Here is a 13,418-nt window from a genome sequence, read left to right on the forward strand (position 1 = left end):
CCCCCACTACAGCTCCCGGGAGCGAACCTCTCCCGGACTCTGATTCAGGCCGAAGGAGCCGTCTCATGCCAGTTGCGCTGGTTGCGCTGTCCCACTCCCCACTGATCGGGCTCAACGACCCTGCGCAGGAGGTGCTCGACGAGGTCGATCACGCCATCGCCGGCGCGCGGAAGTTCGTCCAGGAGTACGACCCCGAGCTCGTCGTGCTGTTCGCGCCCGACCACTACAACGGGTTCTTCTACGGCAAGATGCCGCCCTTCGCGATCGCGACGGGTGCGCTTGCGGTCGGAGACTTCGGATCCGCCGAGGGGGAGATCCTGGTCGACAACGAGGCGGCGAACACGATCGCCAAGGGCGTCCTCGAGCGTGACATCGACCTGACGATCTCGGCACGCATGGTCGTCGACCACGGCTTCGTGCAGCCGCTCGAGATGCTGTTCGGCGGCATCCAGTCGGTGCCCACCGTGCCGGTCTTCGTCAACGGCGTGGCCGCGCCGCTCGGCCCGGTGCGCCGGATCCGGCAGTTCGGCAAGGCGCTCGGCGAGGCGGCCGCGCGGCTCGACAAGAGGGTGCTGTTCCTGGCCTCCGGTGGCCTGTCGCACGATCCGCCGGTGCCGATCCTCGAAGGTGCACCGCCGCGTGTCGCCGAGGCGCTCATTCTCGGCAACCCGCCCACCCCGGAGCAGCGCGCCCGCGGCGAGCAGCGCGTCGTGCAGTCCGGCATCGATCTGGCTGCCGGTACGTCGACACGCAAGCCGCTCAACCCCGAGTGGGACAACGAGGTTCTCGACATCGTCGCGTCCGGCGACATCGAGCAGTTCGACGGCTGGACCAACGAGTTCTTCGAGGAGCAGGGCGGCGGCTCGTCGCACGAGGTCCGCACCTGGATCGCGGCCTACGCGGCGCTCGCGGCCTCGGGTTCGTACGAGCTGCAGTCGCGCTACTACCGCGCCATCCCCGAGTGGGTGGCCGGTTTCGCGGTGACCACTGCGAAGTAGTTTCTTCCACTTCGGCATCGGCCGGGCGTCTACGGAGGACGCCCGGCCCTTGTCGTATCCCTATCCGGGTGCTACCCATGAAGGACGCCTCGGGGGAGGAGACGGCATGGTGACGTCGGCGTACCGCGGGGGATCCGGTGAGCCGGTGCTGTTGCTGCACGGTTTCACGCTGTCGCACCATGTGTGGCATCGGGTGGCCGACGATCTTGCCTCCGACTACGACGTTCTCGCGCTCACGATGCCCGGGCACTGGGGCGGTCCGCGGCTGCGGTGGCGCGATCTGGGGATCACCGGCATCGCCGACGGCATCGAACGGCACCTCGACGAGATGGGCTGGGACACGTGCCATGTCGTCGGCAACTCGCTGGGCGGTCAGGTCGCGTTCGAGCTGGCTCGTCGAGGGCGTGCCCGCTCGGTCGCCGGGATCAACCCGGGCGGCGGGTGGAAGCGATTCTCCCGCATCGAGTTCCGCGTCGGCTTCGGCTTCGTGGCACAGTTCCCGCTCATGGCGCTCGCACGGGTGCTCGGTGACCGTGCCGCCGCGAGTGCGTTCTTCCAGCGACCCGTCATCGCGAACTGCAGCCACGACGTCAGCCGGGTAGATCCGGACGACGCCACGAATGTCATTCGGGCCGTGTCGCACTGCCCGGTGTACCTGCCGATCCTGCTCGCATTCCTGCGTGACGGACCAATTCGTGAACTCGATCGGATCGCCGTGCCCACGTCGCTGATCCCGGGAGAACACGACACCTTCCTGGCGCGGGACACCTGCATGCAGCGTTTCGTCGACGAACTGTCCGGCGAGGTCGAGGAGATCGTGCTGCCGGGTGTCGGGCACATCCCGATGCTCGAGGACCCGGATGTCGTGGCGGGAGCGGTGCGCGCGCATCTCGCGAGGGCCCTGGGGTGGGATGGTGCCGCCTGACGCCGCTATTCGGAGCCGTGTGAAGTCCAGGTGGGTTCGGATTCCGGTAGGGCGTTCGAGGCTAGAAGTGTGGGAGCACGACGAAGACGTCCCCTCCGACCGGGTGCAGGCGCGTCTGCCAGTCCGGACGATCGAGCAACAGGTCGAGGGTCGTGACTAGGGAGTCGGAACCGGTGATCTCGTCCCAGTCCGGTATGTGCAGCACGGCCACGTACGACCGCGTCGGGTGGTCGTCGGGCAGCCACGTGAACGAGACGGCGACCGCATGCCCGGCGACGCCGACCTCGACGTCGCGCATGCGGGTCCAGGGTTCTCGCCCGTACACCTCGTGTCCGCCGGGGGCCGGGGCGGACCATCCGATCGAATCATCCGGCTCCGGCGTCGGTGCGGGCGGCATGGAGGTGGCGTCCGACAGGTACTGACGCAGTGAGTCGGCGATCGCTCGTCGGCGGCGTGTCGACGGGTCCGGTTCGGAATCGGAAGTCATAGGGGCAGCCTCCCGGACGTTCGGAGGCAGTTCGGATGACACGCGCGGAGTTGTCGGTAGGTGTCCGTATGATCGAAACTATGTTCGAATTCGGGGGTGGGGTCGGAGCGGCGGCGGGCGACGTCGCGCTGGATGCGCTGCGGTTCGTCGAGTTGTCGGAGCTGGCCCGGATCGAGAACATGCACGCCGCCCGCAAGGTCCTGCTGGCGGGTGAGCTGACGTTGTCGGCACTCGAACGTGATGTTGCGTTGCGTGGCGGCGACATTCGCGATTGCGGCAACGAGGCGATCGCGGAGGTGTCGACCAGGCTGGGCTGCTCGCACACGATGGCCTCGCATTTCTGCGATCTCGGCGTCGATCTGCGACTTCGCCTCCCGCTCACGTGTGCCGCGTTCCTGGCCGGCGATCTCGACTACGCCCGAGCCTGGCGAATTCATCGTGAGACGGCGGGCCTCAGCCCCGAAACGCTGGCCCTTCTGGAGGGCGAGATCGTCCGATCGGCCCTGCGATTGGCGCCGGCCGCACTCGGACGCGAGATTCGGGAGCTGATTGTGCGCGTCAGCCCCGACGAGGCGGCATCGGATCGCGAGGTCGCCGAGGCGGAGTGCCGAGTCAGGGTCCGCCCGGTGGGACCGCTGTCGGAGTTCACCGCGATCCTGACAGCCGAGCAGGGGCAGGCCGCGTGGCAACTGGTGTGCGAGATGGCAGACACCGTGTGCAAGAAGGACCGCCGCGGTCGGCAGATCCTTCTCGTCGACGCCTTCGTGGCACTGCTGCACGGTGAATCCGCGCTGCCCTGCACGTGCGAGAAGTCCGACTGTCCCAAGGTGGCCGCGCCCTCGATGCCGTCGCGGCGGAAGCCGCTGGTGCAGATCACCGTCGATGTCGCCACACTGCTCGGGCTCACCGCGTCGCCCGCGTACCTCGATGGGCATGGTCCTATCGATCCCGAACTCGCGCGCACGCTCGCCGAGGACGCCACCTGGCGGGCGATGCTCACCGAGATGGTCGATCTGGCAACCGAACTCGGGCTCGTGGCCGACGGGATGGCGAGCGCCGACGCCGACGCTGGTGCTGCCGACGATCTCCGGCCCACCGGCCCGCCGACGGAACCGATGCAGCGGCGACGGGGCCTCCACGTGTTCCGGGCCCGGGGGACGCGGCATCGCGGCGGACGGGTTCCACACCGGGATGCGAATCGGTCGGGGGAGAGAGCGGGGCCTCCACCTCCAGGAACCGGGACCACCGTCTCCGGGATCGAGTCTGCGCTCGAGGCCGATCCGACGATGCGGCGTGGTCGCCATCCGGACGGCCATGGCGGGCTGAGCGAGCCACAGGCCGGAGCGCTCGTCTACCGCCCCGACGCCGCCACCACGGCGATGGTGCGCACGCGGGACAGTCGCTGCCGCTTTCCCGGCTGTTCGGTGCCGGCGGCACGCTGCCAACTCGATCACGTGGTGCCGTTCTCACACCGCAACCCGCGGGCAGGTGGATGGACGATCGTGTCGAACCTGCAGTGCCTGTGCCAGTTCCACCACAACCTGAAGACGATGGGGCGAGTCGACGCCTCGATGCTCGGTGCCGGTGTGGTGGTGTGGACGAGCCGCTACGGCACCACGACGGTGACGCTGCCCGGCGGAATGTTTGTCCAGGACAGTGCCTCCGCTCTGGTGCCGCGGCTACCGTGCAGGCGATCCCGCCACGACAGCCCGGCGACCTACTCCGACGGGGAGTCGCCGCCGTTCTGATCGCCGCTCAAGCGCAGCTCGGCGATCAGTCCGTAGTGGTCGGACCCGGCCACCTCGACGCGCTCGAGGGACGTGGCCTGCGCACCCTTGGTGAGGACGTGGTCGATTCCCACGATCGCGGGATAACGCTTGTCGGTGGGATACGTCGGCAGGATTCCCGCGCCCAGCTGGTCCGCGGCGTCGACGTAGCCGCCGTGGCGCAGGTCCCGGAACTTGCGGTGCGAGTAGGTGGCATTGAAGTCGCCGCTCACGATCACGTTGTCGTAAACGGCGGCCGCATCCATCGCATCCCGCAGGCGATCGAAGTCCTCGGTCCAATGTTCGGCCGGCGCGATGTAGGCGGGCACGGGATGCACGTCGAACAGCACCACCGGCTCGCCTAATCCGGCATCGACGTCGACCACGAGGTTCGTCAGGGCCATACCCTCCACCGTCCGACCGTTGGAAAGCGGAAGCCGGCTGTAGATGCCGCCGCCGTTCCCGCCGACGCGTGGTTCCAGAAATGTGTGTGGCAGAACATCTTCCAGACCGGAATCGCGCAGCGCCGCGACGGCCGGTTCGGTCAGCTCCTGCAGCGTGAGCACGTCGACACCCTGATCTCGCACCGCCTGCACGAGGGCAGTGGGATCCGCCGAGCCCACCATGATGTTCGACTGCATCACACGAATTGTCGGCCCGGTCGGCGCCCCGACGCTGCCCGACGCGCCGCCCACCCACAGCGGACCGAACGCCCACCCGCCCAGCGCGAGAACCAGCGCCGAGATGCCGAGCAGGATCCACTGCCGTGCAGCGGCGGTGACGATCGCCCCCACGATCGTCACCGCCAGCAGGAACGGCGCGAACGACGCCGTCACGATCACGACGTTGGTGGACGCGCCGGATCGGAAAGCGACCAGCGCGGCCAACCCGGAAACGACGCCGGCGACGCCTACCACCGCCGCCGCCCCGCGCAGTGCGATCGATCCCCTCATCGGATCCCCCTCCGTCGTCGATCGAGACGCCGCAGTTTATCCGTTTCGCCCGGACGCGCCCCGGCCCGGCAGCCGGGCGTGCGTGAATCGGACCAGCTCCATGGGCCGCAGTGCGTCCGTCCGATCCCAGAACCCCGGAGGGGTCGAGTCGGCCTCACCGATCGACTGGGCGGTGGACCATCCCGCCGCGTCCAGCCACACGTCGAGCTCGACGGCGGTGGGTGTGGAGCGCCACGGCTCGCCCTGCGCGCCGACCGCCGCCGCGACGGCCTCGGCGTAGTCGCTGCCCGCCTGATCGCGGTGCGCAGCGGGAACGATGTGGTCGAACACCAACTCGGATCCCGGCGCGAGGGCGCCGAGGGATGTGAAGGTCCTCCGGACGGCGTCGGCGTCGAGATACATCGACACCCCGAGCCACGACACGAACACGGGCTCGTCGACTCGCAGACCGGCGTGTGCGAGCACGGAAACCGGGTCGTCGACGGCGAGGTCGACCGCCACCGGCACGCCGAGGTCCGAGGTGCCTGCGCCGTCGAGGAGTGTCCCACGCCACGCGAGCACACCGGCCAGGTCGACGTGCCACACGGTGCACGACGGCGGCACACGCCACGCCGACGAGTCGAGACCCGCGCCCAGCACCACGTACTGCCGGATGCCGGACGCACGAAGCAACTGTTCGGCGTAAGCGCTGCGGGCGGCGGCCGACACCCGAGCGGCTGCCAGCACCGGTTCGGAGGGGTGGGCGAGATGGAAGTCGAGCGGGGACGGGCTGCCGGCGGCCTCGCAGAGCAGGCGCGCGGTGTCGTCGACGATCAGATGCGGGGGAGGGTCCACGACTGCGTGGGCGGCTCGGGCGGCAGCGGACATGAGGGCCGAAGGACTCGGCGTGACAGGTGTATTCACCTCAACCAAGTACCGGAACCGGAGGGCAATTGTCGGGAGGCGCGCCGCACGAAGGCTCGAAAACAGCTGAAGGGCGGCGGAATTCGGACGAATCCGGCCGCCCTTCGGGGCTGGCGTACTCAGAGGGGTAGGTCGTCGACGGCGGTCGGTGCGTCGGCAACCCAACCCGGTTCGAGGACCAGGAGGGACAGTTCGGTGATCTCACCGCGTTCTCCCGCTACGTCGACGTCGACGACGTAGCGGAATCCGGCGTCCTCGGCGAAGCCGATTGCGTCGAGGTCGCCGGCCGGTACCGGCAGCACGACGCGTCGACATGCGGGGTTCTCCCGCAGGATCTGTTCCCCGACGCCGCGGAGGGCGTCGGGGTCCCCGAGGCCGCGCAGATCGAGTTCGAGGTCGGCGATGCCGGCGGGGTACGCGTTCCCGAGGGGCCCGCGCACGGCGAACCGTGCGCGGACCTCGTGCGGCGTGCCGCCGTCGTCGACGGTGTACGTCAGCGGCCAACCCGGGATGCTCATCGGCCCAGCGAACCGTGTCCGTCGGCCGCCAGCTTGCGCAGCGACACCTTGTCGAGCTTTCCGGATCCGTTGCGCGGCAGCGAGTCCAGCACGAGGATCTCCTTCGGCAGCTTGTACCTGGCGAGGCGCTCGCTCGTGAAGTCGCGGATCTCCTCGAGCGTCGGGTCGGTGTCGGTGGACACCACGAGGACGGCGACGACGATCTCGCCCCACTTGGCGTCGGGGGCGCCCACGACCGCAGCATCCGTGACGCCGGGGTACTCGACGAGCACCCGCTCGACCTCGGCCGGGTACACGTTCTCGCCGCCCGTGATGATCATGTCCTTGATCCGGTCGACGATGTACAGGAAGCCGTCCTCGTCGAGACACCCCAGGTCGCCGGAGTGGAACCAGTTCTCGGCGTCGAACGCGGCGTCCGTGGCCTGCTGGTTGGCCCAGTAGCCCGGGGTCACGTTCGGTCCCCGAACGCAGATCTCGCCGGCCGCGTTGGGCTCGGTGAGCGTTGCGCCCGTGACCGGGTCGACGATCTTGATCTCGCAGAACGGCATCGGCAGACCGGCCGAGGACGCCCGCTCCAGGGTCCGCTCGGGTGGCAGCGACGTCGCGAACGGCGCGGTCTCGGTCAGCCCCCACGCCTGCTGCAGCGCGACACCGTGGTGGCCGTACTCCTTGACCAGGCTCGGTGGAACGGGCGCCCCCGCGACGATCGCCGACCGCAGCTGCGACAGGTCCGCGTCGGCGAACTGCGGCAGCTGGGCGACGGCGGAGAACATCGCGGGCACCGCGAAGATGGTGTTGACCTTGTACTCGACGAGGTCCGCGAGGGTCTGCGCCGGGTCGAAGCTGCGCCGCACCAGCGTCGCGCCACCGCGGGCGAGGCTGCGCAGCGTGAACGAGTTGAGGCAGCCGATGTGGAACAACGGCGCCACCGCGAGGTTGACGTCGCTGCGGCTGGTCTCGACAACCGAGTCCACGTTGAACGAGTTCCACCAGATGTTGCCGTGGGTGAGCATGACGCCCTTGGGGCGCCCGGTGGTGCCCGACGTGTACATGAGCGCCGCCAGGTCGTCCGCGTACCGGGGCAGCGGCGACAGGGCGATGTCCAGATCGGCGCCGCGCGCGAGGGCCACCGTCAGCCGCTCCCAGCGCTCGGCCGGCTCGTCCGTCAGCGGCACCGCGTCGTCGTTGTCGACCGCGATCAGGCGCGGCGGCAGGACCGCCGGGTCGATCTCGTCGACGACGGGCATGTGGCCGGGCTCGACGATCAGAACGCGCGGTCCGAAATCGCCCAGCTGGTAGGCGATCTCGGCTGCGGCCAGGCGGAAGTTGATCGGCACGAACACGCCGCCCACCCACGCCGAGGCGAGGTAGGTCACGAGGAACGTCGGACTGTTGAGCCCCAGGTAGGCCACCCGGTCGCCCTTGCGGATGCCGGACGCGTGGAGGGTCAGTGCCATCGCGTGCACGCGCGCCGTCAGTTCGCGGTAGTCGACCGTGTGGTTCTCGTAGATCAGTGCGGTGCGGTCACCGTGCAGTCGGCCCAGGTTCTGCAGCGCACGCGCGGGGCTGATGTCGACAGGATGCTTCTCGGTGCTCACAGATCGTCTCCGCCTGCCGCGGTGCGGAACCCACGGGCGGCGATGCCGCCGTCGACGGGAATGATCGCACCGGTGATGTTGGAGCTGTTGGCCGACGAGGCCAGCAGCACGTAGGGCGCCGTGAAATCGGCGGGATCGACGCTCGCGTCGTGCAGCGGCAGCAGCGGGTTGTCGCCCGTCGTGGCGCTGCGGGCGAACGACGCCTCGATGGAACGCTCGGCCATGCCCATCGACTCCGGGCCGCGCAGGTCGGTGCGCATGCCGCCGGCGGCGACGCCGTTGACCCGGACCTTGGGGGCCAGCTCGTACGCGAGTTCGAGCACCAGTCCGCGGCACGCATGCTTGCTCGCGGTGTACAGCGGACCGCCTCCGTTCGGATAGAAGGCCGAGTTCGACAACGTCATCACGACGCTGCCGCGGGTCTTGACCAGCTCCCGCCACGACGCCTCGACGGCCAGCAGGTAGCCCTTGACGTTGATGGCGAACAGTTCGTCGAACGCCGCCGACAACGATTCGCCGTCGAGCCGAGTGATCGAGCGCTGGTAGTCCCAGATACCCGCATTGGGCACCAGGGTGTCCAGTTTACCGAAGCGTGCGACGGCCTCCGAGACCGCGCGATGCTGGTCGGCGGTGGAGCGGACGTCGGCCTCCACCGTGTGGACGCGGTCGCCGCGATCACCGGCCGCCTCCACCAGTTCGCCGAGCTTGACGGGATCACGGTCCGCGACGACGACCGACGCGCCCTCGTCGAGGAACCGCTCGGCAACGGCCCGACCCAGACCGGAGCCACCACCGGTGATGAGGGCGACGTTGCCCTCGAGCCACCCGGTCACTGGTCCTCCAGGAAGTCCACCACGAGCCGCTCGAACTCCTTCTGTCGCTCGACCTGGACCCAGTGCCCGCACTTGCTGAAGGCGTGCAACTGCACGTTCGGAATCTGCTTGAGCATCAGCTGCGAACCCTCGAAAGTGATGGTCCGGTCCTCGGTGCCCCACAGCAGCAGCGTCGGCGCCTTGATCTCGTGGGCGTCGCGCCACAGCGGATCCATGCCGTGACGACGCGCGAACGCGGCGTTGTAGCGGTGGTAGAACTCGATGTGGCTCTCGTCCAGCGACGCCTCGTAGCGGGCCTCGATGTTGGCGTCGTCGAACTGCTTGGGGTCGGCGACCATGGTGCGGACGAAGTCCTTCATCTTCTTCACCGAGGGGCCGCCGCCGTTGTAGTAGCGGAACATCGCCTTCTGGCCCTCGGTGGGCGTCGGGCCGAACGGGAGCCAGCCGCCGCCCGGAGCCATGAGTACCAGCCGGGTGACGCGGTGCGGGATCGCCAGTGCCAGGGCGATCGCCGCGGCCCCACCGAGGCTGTTGCCCATCAGGTGGAACTCCTCGATCCCCATCGCGTCGAGCGTCTGGATCAGCGCGTCCACCGTGATCTGCGTGATGCTCCGCTCCTGGAGGTCTTCCTCCGTGGGGCGGTAGCTGCTACCGAAGCCCGGCTGGTCCGGCAGCACGACCTTGAAGTGCGGCGTCAGAGCCGGCAGGTTCTGGCTGTAGTTGGCGATCGCCGACGCGCCCGGCCCACCGCCGTGCAGCATCACCAGGACGGGGCCGGTGCCGGCCTCGCTCACCTTGATAGTGCCGAGCGAGGTCTCGACCTCGCGGGTGGTCACGGCCGTCTCTGCCGCTGCATTCGTTGTCACTGTGTCACGCGCTCCTTGTGTCTGGGGAGGATCGTCGCCTGGGTGTTCCGAGCAGGAATGAGGGGATCAGAAGAAGGTGCTGATGTTCTTGGCCAGCAACACGTTCTGGTCGAGAAGGATCGTGCGGCGGGCGACCACCAGATCGCCGCTGCCGGTCTCGCGGAGGATGTCCTCGCGACCGCCCGAGTAGATGTCGACCTCACGCTCGAGCCGGTTGCGGTAGACGATGAAGTTCGAGCGCGCGTACCACTGCCCGATCTCCTGTTCGTCCGTGTCCGCGTGGCGGACGACGACGTTGCTCACCAGATGGCGGGTGCGCGACGGCGGATCCTCGGCCCAGGCCATGCCGGAATCGAAGCGCCGGATGCGCCAGGCGAGGCTCGTGCGGGTCTCGTCGAAGAACGCAGCCTCCCCGCGGGCCGCGACCGCGAGAGACTGCTGACGGCGCAGGCGGTTGCTGCGGGTGGGTGCCCAGTAGTGCAGGTCCTCCGCGAGCAGGTCGAGCCAGTCGGTGAAACGGCCGTCGTCGATCAGTTCGGCTTCGTGGAAGTACAGCTGCTGCACACGGAAATGCGTGGCGGCGTCGGCGATCTGCCGTTGGGCGGGGACCGCCGCCGAGGTGGTGTCGGTTGCCATGGTCAAGTCATCCTTTGGCGAGCTTGCGCAGATTCACGGACGGATCGGCCAGAGCGGCCGGATCCACCGGAAGAGCGCGGTCGATGATGATGCGCGCGGCCCGCACTGCGGGACCGCCGTCGATGAACGCGGCTCCGACCAGGGTGTTGCCCCGGACTCGGAACACCATCTGCGGGCGGGTTGCGTCGTCGGGGTGCAGCCGGATCACGGTCTCGCCCTCGGCGGTCATCGATCCGACCCCCTGCACGTGGATCCCGTGCCGGTCGGACCAGAACCAGCCCGCGCACTCGGGGTCGGGTTCCTGCCCCAGGATGCGGGCGGCGACCGCGCGTCCGTTCAGTTGGGCTGCTTCCCAGTGCTCTTCGCGTCGGTGCAGGGTGCCGTCGCTGTCGCGTCGGCGCGCGACGTCACCGGCTGCGAACACCGCCGGGTGGCTCGTGCGGAAGTGCTCGTCCACGAGCACTCCGCCGTCCACCTCGAGTCCCGCGGCCTCCGCGAGTTCGGTCGACGGGATCGACCCGATGCCCACGAGTACCGCGTCGGCCGGCAGTTCCTCGCCGGTGGTGAGCACGACGGTCACGGTGTCGCCGGTCTGCCGGATCTCCGAGACGCCCGCGGTGTGCACCGCGATGCCGTGCTCGGCGTGCTGGTCGTGCAGGTAGCGCGCCAGTTCCGGGCCCACCGCGGGAACGATCGGCGGGTCGATCGGGTCGACCAGCGTCACCTGGGCCCCGAGCTGCAGTGCCGCCGAGGCGGTTTCGGCGCCGATCAGGCCGGCGCCGATCACGACGAGGCGTGCGCCCGGGACGAGCCGCGCCTTGAGCGCGCGGGCGTCGTCGATGGTGCGCAGCAGATGCACCTGCGGCAGGTCGCCGCCGGGTACCGGCAGCGGACGGGCACCGGCGCCCGTGGTCAGGATGGTCACGTCTGCGTCCAGGCGGGTGCCGTCGGCGAGTTCGACGACGCCCTCGTCCGGCTTCAGCGCCGTGACCGGTGACCCGGTGCGCAGCGTGATCCGCTGCACGGCATACCAATCCGGTTTGGCCAGCGCGAGGTCGGACTCGTCGGCGGTGCCGAACATGAACGCCTTGGACAGCGGCGGACGGTCGTACGGGGTGGGTCCGCCGTCGACCAGCGTGATCTCACCCTCGAAGCCGCGGGCACGGAGCTCGCCGGCGGCACTGACACCGGCGAGTCCGCCACCCACGACGACGATGCGCTCGGGAATGCTCATGGGATCGGTCACTCCGCAGCGGCCTGGCCGGGGTACAGCCAGATCTCGTCGCCCTCGACCTCGACCTTGTGGGCCGCGACGTCCTCGGTGGCGGGCATGGACAGCACGGACCCGGTGCGCAGGCAGAACTTGCCCGAGTGCAGCGGGCACTCGACCTGGCCGCCCTCGATCCAGCCGTCCGCGAGGGACGCCTCGCCGTGGCTGCAGCGATCGTTGAGTGCGAAGTACTCGCCCTCGTCGTGGAAGACGGCGATCGGCTCACCCGTTCCGGTCTGCTCGGCGTCGACGACCAGCGCCTCGCCGTCCTCGATGTCGCCGACCGCGCCGACCTTGATCTTGCTGATGGTCTCGCTCACTTCGCGCCCTTTTCGTGCCATGCCGGTGTGTTCATCAGTTCTGCCCAGCGTCGGTAGAAGCCACGTCCGGCAGCGTCGCTGTACAGCTCGCTCGTCTTACCGGGGTAGACGCCGTCCTCGCGCTCGGAGCCCAGGCCCATCTGGTAGTTCAGCGGCACACTGTTGGTCATGAAACCGCCTGCGATGGACTGGCACTCGCTCCAGTTCTCTCCGTCGTCCTGCTCGAAGATGCCGCTGGGACCGAAGGTGCGCAGGTTGTAGAGACGCTGCGCCTCACGCACGTCCTCGGGCATCGACTTGTCGACGATGGTCCACGCCCAGACCTCCATCTTGTCCGGACCCTTCGGGTGCCAGACGCGGATGCTGCCGTTGACGGGTAGGTACGAGAAGTTGGGGAAGACGGTGGCGTGACCGGTCGTCATCGGACCCTCGACGCGCTCGTCGCCCAGGCGCTCACGCAGCGCGTCGTAGTCGTAGTACTCGTGCACCGGCTGCGCGTCGAACCGGCTGCGCGGGTGCGTCGGGAAGCCGGCACCGTGCCCCAGTGGATCGCTGAACTGACGGCCCGGGGTGTTGACGATCTCCGACTTCGGTCCGCGGCCGGTGGGGGAGAGCACCATCAGCGCCGACGCGTGCGACATGTTGACGTGGTACCAGTCGGTGGCGAACTGCTCGGCCGCCAGTTTCCAGTTGCCGTCGAGCACCCACTTGTGGATCCCGCCGACGGCGACCGTGCCCTCCGGATCGCGATCGAGCATCGCGTCCATGTAGTAGGTCATGCCGCCGAGCGCTTCCTTCAGCGGCGGGGCCGCCGGGTTCCACGTCGCGAAGATCAGACCGTGATAGGTGTCGAGCTGGGCGACCTCGACCAGGCCCCAGTCCTTCTTGTCGAAGGACTCCGGGTAGCCGGCCTCGTTCGGGACGCTCACCAGCTTGCCGGCGGTGTCGAAGCTCCAGCCGTGGTAGGTGCACGTGAAGTTCTTGGTGGCGCCGAAGTCGGCGCGGCACACCCGGGCGCCGCGATGACGGCACGAGTTGAGGAATGCCCGGATCTTGCGGTCCTTGCCCATCGAGACGATGACGGGGTCCTCGCCCATGTAGGTGGTGAGGAACTCGCCGGGCTTGGAGATCTGCGACGTGTGGCCCAGGAACAGCCAGCTCGGGGCGAAGATGCGGCGCAGCTCCTGCTGGTAGATCGACTGGTCGGTGAAGACCGCGCGATCGACGAAGCCGTTGTCGGTGTCGACCATCGTCGACACGTCGACGAACTTGGTCAGGGCGGCCGGCCGCTGGATCGAGCCCGAGGTCGGGCTGCCTCCATCGGAGGTACACATGAGTCGTCTCC

General features: G+C 68.9%; 14 protein-coding genes. 3 read left to right on the plus strand and 11 right to left on the minus strand.

Annotated features, from left to right (window positions below):
• Positions 1 to 65 precede the first annotated feature (65 nt).
• The gene (locus tag PSS76_RS06975; protein ID WP_005518450.1) at positions 66 to 998 is read left to right on the plus strand and encodes a 3-carboxyethylcatechol 2,3-dioxygenase; all 933 of its coding nucleotides are present in this window, start codon (positions 66 to 68) and stop codon (positions 996 to 998) included.
• 106 nt (positions 999 to 1,104) lie between these two features.
• Entirely contained in the window at positions 1,105 to 1,923 is an 819-nt protein-coding gene (gene ephH, locus PSS76_RS06980; protein ID WP_337456070.1) for an epoxide hydrolase EphH, read from the plus strand.
• Between the two features lie 61 nt (positions 1,924 to 1,984).
• On the opposite strand, the gene PSS76_RS06985 is transcribed toward ephH, so the two are convergent.
• On the minus strand, positions 1,985 to 2,410 hold the full coding sequence (locus PSS76_RS06985; protein WP_337456071.1) for a hypothetical protein: 426 nt from the start codon (positions 2,408 to 2,410) through the stop codon (positions 1,985 to 1,987).
• 80 nt (positions 2,411 to 2,490) lie between these two features.
• Between PSS76_RS06985 and PSS76_RS06990 the strand changes: the two genes are divergently transcribed.
• Positions 2,491 to 4,158: an HNH endonuclease signature motif containing protein gene (locus PSS76_RS06990; protein WP_064076645.1), complete on the plus strand. Its 1,668-nt coding sequence runs from the start codon at positions 2,491 to 2,493 to the stop codon at positions 4,156 to 4,158.
• Here PSS76_RS06990 and PSS76_RS06995 read toward each other — a convergent pair.
• The 10 genes from PSS76_RS06995 to PSS76_RS07040 form a co-directional block, all read right to left on the minus strand.
• Positions 4,128 to 5,129: an endonuclease/exonuclease/phosphatase family protein gene (locus PSS76_RS06995; protein ID WP_064057800.1), complete on the minus strand. Its 1,002-nt coding sequence runs from the start codon at positions 5,127 to 5,129 to the stop codon at positions 4,128 to 4,130. The genes PSS76_RS06990 and PSS76_RS06995 overlap by 31 nt on opposite strands.
• Positions 5,130 to 5,165: 36 nt before the next feature.
• Complete coding sequence (locus tag PSS76_RS07000) at positions 5,166 to 5,996, minus strand: class I SAM-dependent methyltransferase (protein ID WP_216316362.1); 831 nt, start codon at positions 5,994 to 5,996, stop codon at positions 5,166 to 5,168.
• Positions 5,997 to 6,151: 155 nt separating this feature from the next.
• Positions 6,152 to 6,550 carry a hypothetical protein gene (locus tag PSS76_RS07005; protein ID WP_081120678.1) on the minus strand — a complete coding sequence of 133 codons (399 nt, stop codon included), beginning with the start codon at positions 6,548 to 6,550 and terminating at the stop codon, positions 6,152 to 6,154.
• Complete coding sequence (locus tag PSS76_RS07010) at positions 6,547 to 8,148, minus strand: acyl-CoA synthetase (RefSeq protein WP_337456072.1); 1,602 nt, start codon at positions 8,146 to 8,148, stop codon at positions 6,547 to 6,549. The genes PSS76_RS07005 and PSS76_RS07010 overlap by 4 nt, the downstream gene beginning before the upstream one ends.
• The gene (hcaB, locus tag PSS76_RS07015; protein ID WP_022597290.1) at positions 8,145 to 8,981 is read right to left on the minus strand and encodes a 3-(cis-5,6-dihydroxycyclohexa-1,3-dien-1-yl)propanoate dehydrogenase; all 837 of its coding nucleotides are present in this window, start codon (positions 8,979 to 8,981) and stop codon (positions 8,145 to 8,147) included. The genes PSS76_RS07010 and hcaB overlap by 4 nt, the downstream gene beginning before the upstream one ends.
• On the minus strand, positions 8,978 to 9,847 hold the full coding sequence (locus tag PSS76_RS07020) for an alpha/beta fold hydrolase (RefSeq protein WP_064057796.1): 870 nt from the start codon (positions 9,845 to 9,847) through the stop codon (positions 8,978 to 8,980). The genes hcaB and PSS76_RS07020 overlap by 4 nt, the downstream gene beginning before the upstream one ends.
• A 66-nt stretch (positions 9,848 to 9,913) precedes the next feature.
• A complete protein-coding gene (locus PSS76_RS07025) occupies positions 9,914 to 10,483 on the minus strand; it encodes an aromatic-ring-hydroxylating dioxygenase subunit beta (protein ID WP_084869727.1) in 570 nt (189 codons plus the stop codon).
• A 7-nt stretch (positions 10,484 to 10,490) separates the two neighbouring features.
• On the minus strand, positions 10,491 to 11,717 hold the full coding sequence (locus PSS76_RS07030; RefSeq protein ID WP_084869148.1) for an NAD(P)/FAD-dependent oxidoreductase: 1,227 nt from the start codon (positions 11,715 to 11,717) through the stop codon (positions 10,491 to 10,493).
• Between the two features lie 8 nt (positions 11,718 to 11,725).
• The gene (locus PSS76_RS07035; protein ID WP_005518472.1) at positions 11,726 to 12,073 is read right to left on the minus strand and encodes a bifunctional 3-phenylpropionate/cinnamic acid dioxygenase ferredoxin subunit; all 348 of its coding nucleotides are present in this window, start codon (positions 12,071 to 12,073) and stop codon (positions 11,726 to 11,728) included.
• The gene (locus tag PSS76_RS07040; RefSeq protein ID WP_022597287.1) at positions 12,070 to 13,407 is read right to left on the minus strand and encodes an aromatic ring-hydroxylating dioxygenase subunit alpha; all 1,338 of its coding nucleotides are present in this window, start codon (positions 13,405 to 13,407) and stop codon (positions 12,070 to 12,072) included. Before PSS76_RS07040 ends, PSS76_RS07035 begins: the two co-directional genes overlap by 4 nt.
• Between the last annotated feature and the right edge of the window lie 11 nt (positions 13,408 to 13,418).

This window comes from Prescottella sp. D32 (assembly GCF_037287305.1).
In the GTDB taxonomy this organism is placed as follows: domain Bacteria; phylum Actinomycetota; class Actinomycetes; order Mycobacteriales; family Mycobacteriaceae; genus Prescottella; species Prescottella equi.

Coding starts and splice junctions, on each gene's coding strand:
- PSS76_RS06975 (WP_005518450.1), top strand. CDS start 66: ATGCCAGTTGCGCTGGTTGCGCTGTCCCACTCCCCACTGATCGGGCTC.
- ephH (WP_337456070.1), top strand. CDS start 1,105: ATGGTGACGTCGGCGTACCGCGGGGGATCCGGTGAGCCGGTGCTGTTG.
- PSS76_RS06985 (WP_337456071.1), bottom strand. CDS start 2,410: ATGACTTCCGATTCCGAACCGGACCCGTCGACACGCCGCCGACGAGCG.
- PSS76_RS06990 (WP_064076645.1), top strand. CDS start 2,491: ATGTTCGAATTCGGGGGTGGGGTCGGAGCGGCGGCGGGCGACGTCGCG.
- PSS76_RS06995 (WP_064057800.1), bottom strand. CDS start 5,129: ATGAGGGGATCGATCGCACTGCGCGGGGCGGCGGCGGTGGTAGGCGTC.
- PSS76_RS07000 (WP_216316362.1), bottom strand. CDS start 5,996: ATGTCCGCTGCCGCCCGAGCCGCCCACGCAGTCGTGGACCCTCCCCCG.
- PSS76_RS07005 (WP_081120678.1), bottom strand. CDS start 6,550: ATGAGCATCCCGGGTTGGCCGCTGACGTACACCGTCGACGACGGCGGC.
- PSS76_RS07025 (WP_084869727.1), bottom strand. CDS start 10,483: ATGGCAACCGACACCACCTCGGCGGCGGTCCCCGCCCAACGGCAGATC.
- PSS76_RS07030 (WP_084869148.1), bottom strand. CDS start 11,717: ATGAGCATTCCCGAGCGCATCGTCGTCGTGGGTGGCGGACTCGCCGGT.
- PSS76_RS07040 (WP_022597287.1), bottom strand. CDS start 13,407: ATGTGTACCTCCGATGGAGGCAGCCCGACCTCGGGCTCGATCCAGCGG.